Source organism: Clostridium frigoris (genome assembly GCF_018861865.1).
Taxonomy (GTDB): Bacteria; Bacillota; Clostridia; order Clostridiales; family Clostridiaceae; genus Clostridium_AD; species Clostridium_AD frigoris.
On the sequence record NZ_JAHLDV010000030.1, the window covers coordinates 1 to 12,867 of the forward strand.

Below are 12,867 nucleotides of genomic sequence, written 5' to 3' on the forward strand. Positions count from 1 at the left end.
AATTCTACAGACTTGTCAAGTGTTTTATGCAAAAAAAATGGGGGAATCAATAAAAATTAATGATACTAAAAATGAGTAATCACAGGAACTAGGGAGTTTCCGTGAAATCTCTAATTATAAGAGGGGGAATGTATGTGGAATCATTTACAAAACTAATATCTCAAATTGATGGATGGATATGGGGGATACCACTTATCGTTTTACTATTTGGAACACATTTATTTTTAACATTTAGGCTAAAATTCATTCAAAAATATATATTTAAGGCTATAAAAATTTCAGTAACAAAAGACGATTTTGGTGATGGAGATGTAAGTCAATTTAGTGCTTTAACAACTGCACTTGCGGCGACTATTGGAACTGGGAATATAGTCGGCGTTGCTACAGCGATTGGTCTTGGAGGTCCAGGTGCAGTTCTTTGGGTTTGGTTAACAGGAGTTTTTGGAATAGCTACAAAATATTCTGAATCTTTACTATCAGTTAAATACCGTGTTAAAACTAAGGACGGTAGTATGGCAGGTGGACCTATGTATGTTCTTGAACATGGACTTGGGCAGAAATGGGCAGGGGTATTATTTGCATTATTTACAAGCATAGCAGCTTTTGGTATTGGATGTATGGTACAAGCAAATTCTGTATCATCACTAGTATATGAAACATTTAAGGTGCCAACATGGATTACTGGACTTGTAATAGCTATATTAGTTGCGATCGTAATATTAGGTGGAATAAAGAAAATAGCTAAGGTTTGTGATATTTTAGTTCCATTCATGGCAATATTTTATGTCCTTGGATGTATTGTACTTCTTATATTGGGATATAAAACAATTGGAAGTACAATAGTATTTATATTCAAGGATGCATTTTCACCTCAAGCTGCAACTGGTGGATTTGCCGGGGCAGGAATTATGATGGCAATGAGATATGGTGTTTCAAGGGGGCTTTTCTCAAATGAATCAGGTCTTGGTAGTGCACCAATTGTTGCAGCTGCAGCAAAAACAAGAAATCCTGTTAAACAAGCTCTTGTTTCTTGCACAGGGACATTTTGGGACACAGTTGTTGTGTGTGCTATGACAGGTATAGTTATTGTAAATTCTGGTTTGTGGCGGGAGGGGTTAAAGGGCGCTGCGCTTACTAAAGGAGCATTTGAAGCAATACCTGTTATAGGGCCTATAATTTTAACAGTTGGACTTATTACATTTGTATTTTCAACTATATTAGGATGGTCATACTATGGAGAAAAGGCAATTGAATATTTACTCGGTAAAAAAGCAATTGTTCCTTATAAAATACTTTGGGTTATATTTGTTTTTGTTGGCTCAGTATTCTCACTTAATTTAGTTTGGGATTTAGCAGATTTGTTTAATGGATTAATGGCTATCCCAAATTTAATTGCTTTAATATTACTCAGTCCTGTAATTGTTAGTGAAACTAAGAAATATTTATGGGATGATAATCTTGATGGAATAGATAATGATCCAATAAAGGTAATCGATGATAAAGGGAAAGTTGTTAATGAAGAAGTGAAAAATATTCAAATGTAATCAAATTTTATATTTATAATAGAGAAGCTCCTAACATGCTAAATGATAGGAGCTTTTACAATTTAAATCAGTTAAAGTTTATTAAATGTTAACATGTAATAAGTTTTTAATAGAGATTATATATATATATTGTGATAAAATGTAATGTATCAGATTTGAGAGGGGATAAACATGAATTTAGTGAAAAAGATATTTCAAGATTGGATATTACCAATATTTGCAGCAATTATAATAGCATTTATTATAAATAAGGTTATTTTCTTTAATGTCACTGTTCCGACTGGGTCAATGCTGCCAACAATACATCTAAATGATAAGATTTTAGTAACAAGAGTTCATAACAAAGATAATCTTAAACTTGGAGATATAGTAGTATTTCACTCAGATGAACTAGGTGAAGATTTAATAAAGAGACTTATTGGGTTACCAAACGATTTAGTAGAAGTTAAAGAAGACGGATCTGTGTACATAAATAATAAAAAAATAGATCAAAGTTATGTAAAATATCCAGGTGGTAAAACAGGAAAATATAAAGTTCCGGCAGATTGCTACTTCTTTATGGGAGATAATAGAATTAATTCCTTGGATGCAAGATACTGGGATAAACCATTTATACCGGGAAAAGATATAATGGGTAAAGCAAGAATTGTAATTAGTCCTTTTAGCAGATTTGGCAAATTAAAATAATAAAATAGCAGAGTATAAATGCAAGTTTATATATTTGCTATTTTAATTTTTTGAAAATTCATTATAAACCAATTTATATTATAATTTGTTTTTTAGTAAACAATAATTTAATATAAAACACCCCTTAAAAAGCTATTGTAGAGGCTAACATAATCTTATAACATATTTGGTAAAAAACTATTAGTATTTTTTTGAGAATTAGGAAACAATATATATACATGACAAAATAATAAAACCGAATAAGAATATATTTGTACTTTCAAAAGTCACAATATAGTATTAAATTGACCACATAATTATGGTATTAAGTCATGAAAAATGAAGTAATGTGTAGATATTTAAGTAAGAAACCAATATAGTATGAAAATTTCGTAAAAAACAACAAGTTTTACATTTAGATATTTTTGTAACATATGGTATTATAAATTTAATTAAAATATAAAGGAGGTACATCTTATGGATAATAAATTGTCAAAAGGTGCATACGGTGGCGTATCTGGTAAAGACTACGTTCCTTATGTTTCTAGTGGTTCCAAATCTGGTGGAAACGTTGTCGTATTAATAATTGGTATTTTTTTAGCTGCTTTGTTCTCAGCGTCTACTGCCTATTCAGGTATGAAATCAGGGCTTACAGTTGCTGCTGGTATACCGGGTTCTATAATAGGATCAGCATTTATAGCTGCATTTGCTAAGCAAAAGGGTATACTTGGTAAAAATTTATTACAAGGTATGTCAAGTGGTGGAGAATCTGTCGCTAGTGGTATAATATTTGTTTTACCCGCAATTCTTTTAATAGGTGCTAAAGTTACTTTTCTCGAAGGTTTGGTTGTTGGTGTGGCTGGAGTTTTATTCGGTATAGGAATAGCTTCTCTTGTTCATAATTACTTAATGGTTGAAGAACATGGTAAATTAATGTACCCTGAATCAATGGCTATATCTGAAACACTTGTTGCTTCAGAAGGAGCTGGAGAAACAATGAAGTACATGGGAATTGGTTTTGGAATAGCAGGCATTATAACTGTTGTAACTAGTTCTTTTTTGAATGTAGCTAACAACGTTATAAGTTATGTGAATGAATCTTTTTACAAGTGGAAATTTGAAGTCGAAGTTAATCCTCTATTATTAGGTATAGGATTTATAGTTGGCATAGATGTTTCATTAACTATGTTTGCTGGTTCCATATTATCTAATTTCGGTATTATGCCTTTAATAGGATATTTCGTTAATCTTGGAAGAAACGGAGCAACCGTATGGAATGATCCTAGCGTTGCTATAAATGCTATGCAAGTTAAAGATATAGCAGGTAGTTATGTGAAATATATCGGTGCTGGCATGATGCTTTCTGGTGGTTTTATAGGCGCTATAAAGCTTATACCTACAATAGTAGCTTCTATAAAGGAAACTATGAATGCTAAGTCTTCAAATGGTACTGGTAGTTCATCTGCTGGAAATGTGATATTACTTAGTGGTATAGTAATAACTTTTATAGGAGGATTCATGATATCAGGTGGTAATATATTTATGGCAATAACCGCTTCTATTTTATCATTATTCTTATCGCTCTTATTTGCTATAGTTTCTGGTCGATTAACTGGTACTATAGGAACTTCAAATCTTCCTGTATCTGGCATGACTATAGCTTCTATAGTTATTGTAACATTGTTATTTGTTGTAATGGGATGGAAAAGCCCTGCAAACAACAAATCATTACTTTTATTTGGTACATTTATAGTTACTGTTATATCTGTAGCAGCTGGTTACTGTCAATCACAAAAGGTTACTTTTATAGTTGGTGGTGACAAAAATGAAATGCAGAAATACTTCGCTATAGCTGGTATAGTTGGTACTGTTGTAGTTATTGGTACTATATTATTACTTTCAACTAAACTTTCAATGACTGGAGATAACGTTCAGTTTGCATTGCCTCAAGCTAACTTAATGGCAACATTAACAGCTGGTATAATGTCGGGTGAATTACCTTGGGTTATGGTAATCACTGGCATTGTTATGGGAATTGTTTTATATATATTAAAGCTTCCTGTAATGACAATTGCTATAGGATTCTACTTACCGATAGCTACAAATTCTATAATATTAATAGGTGCATTAGTTCGTGTATTTATAGAGAAAACTTCTAAATCTAAAGAAGATAAAGAAGTTAAAATTGCTAATGGTATAGGATTATCGTCTGGTCTTGTTGCCGGTGGTTCAATACTCGGGCTTGTAGGTATAGTACTTCAAGTGACAGGTGTTTTAAAAGGAAATGGACCAAGTGGATTTTCTGCGTCTAATGGAATGGCATTCGTAATATTAGCAGTTCTAATAATTGCTACTATAATACCTATAATGAAAAGTAAGGTAAAAGATGCTAAAAAATAATGAAGATGTTTTAAATATAATATTTATAATTTTTGATGAATTAGAGTATGAAGTAGACAAAGAAAATATTGTTACTATACTTGAAAAACAAGATCATAAGATCCAAAGGTTCTTTAGGAAACTTAATTTCAAAATTCCAGAGTATAAAAAAACTTCTTTAGATGAATATGGAAGTTGTGTGTTTTTACAAATAGATGGCAAGAAAACTGTTAAAGATATTGGAGAAAATCTAGAAGCAAAGTATGGTGATAAAGCTCACCCACTTTATGAAAGATTATTGTTGTTCTTAAACCATATCAATGTTAATTGTCACTATATAGAAAAAACAAATTTTTAAACAAAAGATGGCGCTACATTGTAGCTGCCATCTTTTGTATTCAAAAAGCTTAGAATCAAGCAAGAAGACGTATAACTAATTAAATATACAGATAAATTGTGATTCTACTTTTAGGCTGCAAAAATAGACACAAAAACTATTTAATGTTATAATTTAACTACGGAATAAAACATTAGATTAAATAATAAATATAAAAATATAAGTTAAGAGCCGTTATGGCTCTTAACTGTTTTTAGGAGACATTTATATTTAATAATAAAAACAAAAAAATCTACTTTAATAGATTATTAAGAGAGGGGAAAGAATATGGAATTAAATAAATTAATTGATGACATGAAAGAGGATATTATTAAATCAACACAAGAAATTATAAAAATTAAAAGCGTAGAAAGTGAACCTAAACCTGGTATGCCATTTGGCGAGGGCGTAGCTAAATCATTAGAGTGTGCTTTAGGTGTTGCAAAGAGATTAGGACTTCATACAGTTAATGTAGATGGTTATGTAGGATATGCAGAATATGGCACGGGTGAAGATTATGTTTTAGCACTAGGCCATTTGGATATAGTTCCTGAAGGCGATGGATGGATTTACCCACCTTATGGCGCAGAAATTCATGATGGAAAAATGTATGGACGTGGAACTACGGATGATAAGGGACCAATAATGGCAACACTATTTGGTTTGAAAGCAATAAAAGATGCAAAATTACCTGTATCTAAGAGAATTAGAGTTTTGTTTGGTACTAATGAAGAAACAGGAAGCAAGGAACTTGATCATTACTTAGAAAAAGAAAAACCACCAGTTGCTGGTTTTACACCAGATGCTGATTATCCAATAATTAATGGAGAAAAAGGTATAACTATTTTTGATATTGTAAAAGATTTTAGTAACATCAAAAAAGGTGAAAACGTTATAAAATATATCAAAGGTGGTCAAGTTTCTAACATGGTACCTGATTATTGTGAAGCAGGAATTATTTCTACTAATGCGAATGTTATAGTTAAATTATTAAGGAATTTTATAAAAGATACCAATTATAAATTATCTGCAGTGGTTAATACAAATCTTATAATAATTAAATCTATAGGTGAAGCAGCTCATGGAAGTACACCAGAGTTTGGTAAAAATGCAATAATGCAATTATTACAATTTCTAGGAACCATAAATCTTGACTCAAATGATGCATCAGAATTAGTGAAATTTTTAAATGGAAATATAGGAATGCAGACGCATGGTGAGTCTTTTGGTGTTTGCCTTGAGGATAGTATTTCAGGAAAGTTATCATTTAATGTTGGAGTTATAAATATGGATAAGAATTCTGCTACGGTAACATTAAATTTAAGGTATCCAGTAACAAAAAAATTAGAAGATATGATGACTCCATTTAATGAAAAAATAAAAGGGACTGGATTAAGAGTGGAGAAATTTGTACATCAAGAGCCATTATATTTTCCACCAGATAGCCCAATTATAAAAACACTCCAAAAGGTATATACTGAGCAAACTGGAGAAAAAGCTACATTAGTATCTATAGGTGGTGGTACTTATGCTAAAGAAATGCCTAATATTGTAGCGTTTGGACCAATGTTTCCAGGAGAACCAGATACTATTCATAAACAAAATGAATATATTACAATAGATAATTTAATTAAGAATGCTAAAATATATGCTCATGCATTGTATGAACTCGCAAAATAAATATATTCTTTATTTTAAAGGAAATGTATCTTAGTAAATAATAAATAACCTTTAGACCTATGTCTTATAAAATAAGATGTAGGTTTTAGTGTTCTTATAATGCTGAATTTTATAAAACAAATTACTTATCTATTTACATAAAATCGTAGAATTAAGCTGGACATAGAGGTATAATAAAATATTATACTACAAGTAATTTATATTATATTGTATAAATAAGTTAAACAATATAAAAACTATAAAAAATATAGATTTTTAGCGAGGGATAATTATGAAAATACAAGATATTAAGATGGGTAAAATTAGTACTCCTTTGAAACATGGATATAATGTAGGAAAAAGAATACTTACATTTTCCGATGAAATAGTTATAAAAATGATTACAGATACAGGCGAAGTAGGCTATGGTAGTGCTGCGCCAACACCATTTATAACTGGAGAAACAGAAAACTCAATTATTGGAGCTATAAATTATATTAAACCTGAAATTATAGGCTTAGATATTGAAAATCTTGAAGAGATTATGAAGGTGCTTCATAGTTCTATTTATGGGAATAATAGTGCAAAAGCTGCTATTGATATAGCTATTTATGATTTGCTTTGTAAAAAATATGGAATTCCACTTTATAAATTTTTGGGAGGATATAAGACTTCACTAACTACAGATCTTACTATAGTAAATGATACAGTGGAGCAAATGGTAGAAAAATCTTTACAAGCTGTAATGGATGGGTATACTTGTTTAAAGGTAAAAGTAGGGAATCATGTAGATTTTGATATAGAGAAAATTAAGGCGGTTAGAAAAGCAGTCAGACGTGGAACAAAGATAAGGGTAGATGCTAATCAAGGTTGGAGACCTAAGGAAGCTGTAAGTATAATCAGAAAATTTGAAGATTTGGGGCTAGACATTGAGTTTGTCGAGCAGCCAGTTAATGCTTGGGATATAGATGGATTAAAATATGTTACAGATAATGTTGCAACAAAGATTCTTGCAGACGAAGCAGTTTTTGGACCATCAGATGCTTTTAAGATAATTGAAAAAAGAGCAGCGGATCTCATTAGCATAAAGCTTATGAAGTGTGGAGGCATTAATAATGCAATAAAGATATATAACATGGCAGAAAATATGGGTATAAGGTGTATGATGGGGTGTATGCTAGAAAATAGAATAGGAATAACCGCAGCAGCTAGTTTTGCAGCGTCAAAGTCAAATTTGGTTAAATCAGATTTAGACACTATGCTGTTTTTTGATAAGTGTGCAATAGTTGGTGGTGCATCTGTGGAAGGGAATGCTATAACTATTAACGATGCTCCAGGTCTTGGTATCTCAGATATCATTGGATGGAATGAAATTTTTTAGATAAGTGATGTAAGAACATGAAAATAAATATTATGATATTTATTATTTATTTTGGAGTTAATTATAACAAAAAAACAAGTGAATGAGGTGGTAGTTTTGAACAATAATGAATATGATGTAGATGATAATTCTGTGGAAATAGAATTAAAGAAGCAGCTAGAATTTAATATAGAAGAAGAAAAATTAAAGTCCATTGTTGATATCATTAGTGAAGAAATTTTAAAATATATTGAAAAGAGAAAAGAAATTACAAAATATATATTGGAATATAGAAAAAAAGTAATTGAAGACTATAGAGATGATGAAGATATGGTAATAGAGTATTTTGATCATGAGATATATGTGAAGGAAGAAGCGTTTAAAACTATTGATAGAAGACTTAAGGAGTTAACTGCACTTAAAAGTTCCCCTTATTTTGGAAGAATAGATTTTTCTGAAGAAGATTATGGTATAAATAAAATGTATGTAGGAAGATTCGGAGTTACTCCAGAAAATACTTATGAACCTTTAGTGGTGGATTGGAGAGCTCCAGTTGCATCTCTATTTTATACTGGGGCTTTAGGAGAAGCGTTTTATGATGCTCCCAAAGAAAAAGTAGCAGTGAATATTTTAGCTAAAAGGCAATATATCATAAAGAAAGAAAAGCTTACTGGAATGTTTGACTCAGCACTAGATATAAAGGATGAAATACTCCAAATGGTACTTAGTGGAAATGCAAATGAAAAGCTCAAAGATATAATAATGACAATACAAAAGGAACAGGATGATTTAATAAGACAACCAAGAACAAAAACTATTGTAGTTGATGGGGTCGCTGGTAGCGGTAAAACTACTATTGCGCTTCACAGGGTTGCATATTTACTTTATAATTACAGAAAAATACTTGAAGATAAGGTTCTAATATTAGGACCCAATAATGTATTTATAGAATATATATCAACAGTCCTACCAAGTCTTGGTGAATCAGGGGTTAAGCAAACAACCTTTAGAGACTTTGCTTTTGATATTTTAGAACTTAAAGAAGTAATGAGTCTAAAGGAATACATGGAAAAAGTGCTTAGTGGAGAAAAGGAATTTGCAAAGGACATAACATATAAAAATTCTATAGATTATAAGAACTTTATTGATATAGCCGTAGAAAAATTGGATAATGAATATTTTAAAGCGGTAGATTTAGTGTTTATGGATGAGCTAATATTATCTAAAGAAGATATAAAAGAAATGTTCCATAATTATTATAAAGCTATGCCTTTATTTAGAAGAAGTAAGAAAATCAGAAGAATTATTTATTCTAAAATTAATGATGCTAGGGATATGAGAGTTAGAGTTATACAAAAGGAATATGAAAAGAATGTGTTTGCTTTATCTGCAGAGGAAAAGGATTTAAAAATAAATGATTTAGATTTTAATAGAAGACTTAATATTCGTGAAGTTATAAAAGAAGTAATTCTGTTAAAAAGAACCCTTACTTGGCTGGATAATGGAAACTGTGTTGAGTTATATAATAATATTAATGGTAATAAAAGATTAACTGAAAATGATTTAGGTGGTATCTTATATTTCAAGATTAAGCTTGAAGGAACAAAAATTACGGAGCAAATAAAACATGTAGTAATAGATGAGGCTCAGGATTATAATGAACTTCAGTTCTTAGTTATTAAGGAATTAACAGGGTGCAGTTCTTTAACTATAGTTGGTGATAGCAATCAAAGATTAATACCATATGATGGGAATTTGCCTATGCACAATATAAAAAATATACTTCCCGATTGTACTGCTCAGGAGTTTAGATTAAATACTAGTTATAGATCTACAAAAGAAATTATGGAGTACGCTAATAAATATTTAGATGCTGATCCCATTGTCCCAATAGTAAGAAATGGCGAAGCGGTAAGAGAAATATTAATTTCAAGTACAGATGAATTTAAAAAATTTGTACTTGATAAGATTGATGATTTTAGAAACAAGACTTACGAGAACATTGCAATTATCTGTAAAGATATAAAAGAATCAGAAGATATATTTGAGATAATTAATGGAGATGCAAATATAAAAATTATAGATAAGGAAAATGATGTATATCATAGTGGGATTGTAGTGTTACCATCATATTTTGCTAAAGGACTTGAATTTGATGCAGTTATTATGGTCTTAGATGAGCCTAAGGATGTCAGTGAGCATAAAGCAGATAATGCTTTAAGTGAATATAAACAAGAAGATAAACTTAGGTATGTGATGGCAACTAGAGCATTACATGAACTCCAGGTGATTAAGAAAAACTTTTAAATTTTATTAAGAGGAATGTTAACAAAAGGATATAGTGATATATCCTTTTAATTGTTACATCCTCTAAGAAAAATTGATAATCTGTGGTTAACAGTATAAATCATTTTGTAAGTTCATCCCAATTTTCAACCATTTCATTTAATTCAATAAGTGTGCTAGCTTTATCTTTACTGGCTATAGATCCACGAAGACTAGCAAGGTTTAAACTTATATTATACATTTCATCTCTTTCAACGCTATATTGTATTCGGGGTATAATTTTTTTCCAAGCAAAATCGATATTAGCGACATCTTGCTTAAGTTTATCCCAATTTTCAACTTTTGCATGTTCTATCGATAGATTTACAAAAGAAATTACATCTTCTGAAGGGTTATGAGGTTTTTTAAAATAGTTACCTCCAAGCATTATTAATATAAAAATCGTTAAAGTAACTATAGGTATAGAGTAAGTTATAAATTTTTTCATATGTTAAGTTACTCCTTTATATTTTATTTTTTAGTTTATTTTATATGATCGTTATAAAGATCTATATGTAAGCCACTTGTTTTATTATATGTGGCTAAAAATACTTCAGATATATCAGTAATATTTTGGCTTTTTAGTTTATTCATTAACCATTTTTGATTTCTATTAATAGTTATTAAATTATCTTGTACAATGGAGCCGTCATATATAACTTCATAATCAATACAAGCAGTTGAGGTTTTAATGTTAAAATCCTTTGGTGTAACTGAATCACTTTCAGTATTTTTTAAAATGGATAATATACCATCTTTTTCTATTATTGCATAAGCTACATCGCTTATGTCAAAAATACCTTTATCTCTTAATTGTGCTAGAAGGTCACCTATGGTATAACGGTATTTTTTCATAGCCTTTTCAAGTATTTTTCCGTTTGTTATAATAATGGTGGGCTCACCGTCTAGAAATTTTTCAGCAGTTTTTGATTGGAGAGTTATAAATTGAAGAATTAAACATAAGACAGTCCATGTAACTAAACCTACCCAATGGGGCCAAGCTCTACTAGTTAAATCTGTAGTTAAAGTAGAGGCCGTGGAACCTATAGTTATACCAACTACATAATCAAAAAAAGTTAGTTGGCTAACTTGTTGTTTCCCGAGCACACGAGTAAATATCAATAACGTAAAAAATCCGATGACCCCTCTTATAAGTACCATTAAACCCTCATTCATAATAACACCTTCTTTGATTGTAGTATCTCCATATTTGTAATTTGTATTTATGTTGGAACTATAATTATTATTTTTATACAAATATAAAGGTGTGAATAGCAAAGAAAATATTACTAAGTATATTTTTTTAAAAAAATCACAAAATACTATTGAAATTTAAATAAATTCTGATATAATAAAGCTAACAAAAGAAATTAAACGTATTCAAATATTTTAAAAATTATATTTCTGGGATATTCGTCAAGCTCTTATTTTCAACCTACAATATTTATACGGGAGTTCAAGATCTAGATGTGAATTTGGCTTATAAGACCAATTTTTAATTGGCAAGGACTGTTACGCATCTCTGAGGACACCCACCTATCATAAAGATAGGTGTAAAAATTGGGGCAACGGTATTTTGGATTAATGATTTTAAAATTTTGATTAATTTATAAAGAGATAGAAATATCTCTTTTTTTAGTGTCTCATAAATTTTATTTTAATTTTTTATGTTATAATTAATGTAAATAAGTAACACATTTTAAAGAAGCGGTAAGAACACAATGTTTTGTAAAGAGGTGTGATAAAATGAAAGAAGATAAAGTTCTTGATATGATAAAGACTAACCCAATTGTTATAAAAAACATCGAAAATCCTAGTGATGAGATGAAACTTATGGCAATAAAGAAAGATGGTATAATGATACGTCACATAAAAAATCTTACAAGTGAAATGGAAGATTTAGCAATAGAAAGTAATCCGCGAGCAATTGAGTTTATAAAGGAACCAACTTATAATATGAAAAAATATGTTGTATCAAAGCTATGGAATACTCTAGAATTTATTAAAGATCCTTCAGAAGAATTGATAATAATAGGTATGAATCAAAAAGGATATGCAATAAAATATGCTAAAAATCCAAGTGAAAAACTTCAGAAAATAGCTATTGAAAAAGATTATGATTCTATAAAATATATAGAAAACCCAAGTGAAGAGATACAATTTTTAGCTATAAGAATAAACTATGTTGCTTTAAGGTATATAAACAATGCTACATTAGATGTAGAATTGTTGGCAATACGCGAAAATGAATCAACTATAAAATTCATTGAAAATTTAGATGATAATAAAAAGATATTGTTTTTAAAAAGCAACGCCTTAGTAATGAAATATATTATTAATGATTTTTCAAGAGATATTATAGAGAGGGCTTTTAAAGAGGTGCTATCTAAAGAAAGTGTACCAGAAAAATATGTAAGAGATTTTATAAATTGTGATAGTATCAATGAGAAATATGGCAATATATCTATGGATAAAATTGTTTTTATTTATAAATATGGTAGCAAAACATGCAAAAAAATAGCAGTTGATGAAAAACTGAATATGATGTAAGAAGGGAT

Annotated in this window: 10 protein-coding genes and 1 other RNA gene; 9 read left to right on the forward strand and 2 right to left on the reverse strand. The window is 29.8% G+C overall.

Going from position 1 to position 12,867, the window contains the following annotated elements; genetic code table 11:
• Positions 1-134 precede the first annotated feature (134 nt).
• The 7 genes from KPL37_RS12525 (at position 135) to KPL37_RS12555 (ending at position 10,291) form a co-directional block, all read left to right on the forward strand.
• Positions 135-1,544 carry an alanine/glycine:cation symporter family protein gene (locus KPL37_RS12525; protein WP_425514038.1) on the forward strand — a complete coding sequence of 470 codons (1,410 nt, stop codon included), beginning with the start codon at positions 135-137 and terminating at the stop codon, positions 1,542-1,544.
• 171 nt (positions 1,545-1,715) lie between these two features.
• Positions 1,716-2,231 (forward strand): signal peptidase I, encoded by a 516-nt coding sequence (gene lepB, locus KPL37_RS12530; protein ID WP_216149867.1) that lies wholly within the window; start codon positions 1,716-1,718, stop codon positions 2,229-2,231.
• Positions 2,232-2,687: 456 nt separating this feature from the next.
• Entirely contained in the window at positions 2,688-4,610 is a 1,923-nt protein-coding gene (locus tag KPL37_RS12535; RefSeq protein ID WP_216149869.1) for an OPT family oligopeptide transporter, read from the forward strand.
• Positions 4,597-4,947: a PqqD family protein gene (locus KPL37_RS12540; protein ID WP_216149871.1), complete on the forward strand. Its 351-nt coding sequence runs from the start codon at positions 4,597-4,599 to the stop codon at positions 4,945-4,947. Before KPL37_RS12535 ends, KPL37_RS12540 begins: the two co-directional genes overlap by 14 nt.
• 306 nt (positions 4,948-5,253) lie before the next feature.
• Complete coding sequence (gene pepV / locus KPL37_RS12545; protein WP_216149873.1) at positions 5,254-6,645, forward strand: dipeptidase PepV; 1,392 nt, start codon at positions 5,254-5,256, stop codon at positions 6,643-6,645.
• 271 nt (positions 6,646-6,916) lie between these two features.
• Positions 6,917-8,005, forward strand: coding sequence for a dipeptide epimerase (locus KPL37_RS12550; RefSeq protein ID WP_216149875.1), 1,089 nt, complete (start codon positions 6,917-6,919; stop codon positions 8,003-8,005).
• Positions 8,006-8,092: 87 nt separating this feature from the next.
• The gene (locus tag KPL37_RS12555; protein ID WP_425514039.1) at positions 8,093-10,291 is read left to right on the forward strand and encodes a HelD family protein; all 2,199 of its coding nucleotides are present in this window, start codon (positions 8,093-8,095) and stop codon (positions 10,289-10,291) included.
• A gap of 100 nt (positions 10,292-10,391) precedes the next feature.
• Here the strand turns inward: KPL37_RS12555 and KPL37_RS12560 are convergent, their stop codons facing one another.
• Complete coding sequence (locus KPL37_RS12560; RefSeq protein ID WP_216149877.1) at positions 10,392-10,757, reverse strand: DUF4363 family protein; 366 nt, start codon at positions 10,755-10,757, stop codon at positions 10,392-10,394.
• A 35-nt stretch (positions 10,758-10,792) separates the two neighbouring features.
• Complete coding sequence (locus KPL37_RS12565) at positions 10,793-11,485, reverse strand: DUF421 domain-containing protein (RefSeq protein WP_216149879.1); 693 nt, start codon at positions 11,483-11,485, stop codon at positions 10,793-10,795.
• A 222-nt stretch (positions 11,486-11,707) separates the two neighbouring features.
• Between KPL37_RS12565 and ssrS the strand changes: the two genes are divergently transcribed.
• Both ssrS and KPL37_RS12575 read left to right on the forward strand, forming a co-directional pair.
• Positions 11,708-11,896: non-coding RNA, 6S RNA (gene ssrS, locus KPL37_RS12570), on the forward strand.
• A gap of 159 nt (positions 11,897-12,055) precedes the next feature.
• Positions 12,056-12,859, forward strand: a complete 804-nt coding sequence (locus KPL37_RS12575; protein WP_216149881.1) for a hypothetical protein — start codon at positions 12,056-12,058, stop codon at positions 12,857-12,859.
• The last annotated feature ends 8 nt before the right edge of the window (positions 12,860-12,867 follow it).

Bases quoted from the DNA above. Each gene is read 5' to 3' on its own strand.
- KPL37_RS12560 (WP_216149877.1), bottom strand. From the start codon at position 10,757: ATGAAAAAATTTATAACTTACTCTATACCTATAGTTACTTTAACGATT.
- KPL37_RS12575 (WP_216149881.1), top strand. From the start codon at position 12,056: ATGAAAGAAGATAAAGTTCTTGATATGATAAAGACTAACCCAATTGTT.
- KPL37_RS12565 (WP_216149879.1), bottom strand. From the start codon at position 11,485: ATGAATGAGGGTTTAATGGTACTTATAAGAGGGGTCATCGGATTTTTT.
- KPL37_RS12550 (WP_216149875.1), top strand. From the start codon at position 6,917: ATGAAAATACAAGATATTAAGATGGGTAAAATTAGTACTCCTTTGAAA.
- KPL37_RS12540 (WP_216149871.1), top strand. From the start codon at position 4,597: ATGCTAAAAAATAATGAAGATGTTTTAAATATAATATTTATAATTTTT.
- pepV (WP_216149873.1), top strand. From the start codon at position 5,254: ATGGAATTAAATAAATTAATTGATGACATGAAAGAGGATATTATTAAA.
- lepB (WP_216149867.1), top strand. From the start codon at position 1,716: ATGAATTTAGTGAAAAAGATATTTCAAGATTGGATATTACCAATATTT.
- KPL37_RS12535 (WP_216149869.1), top strand. From the start codon at position 2,688: ATGGATAATAAATTGTCAAAAGGTGCATACGGTGGCGTATCTGGTAAA.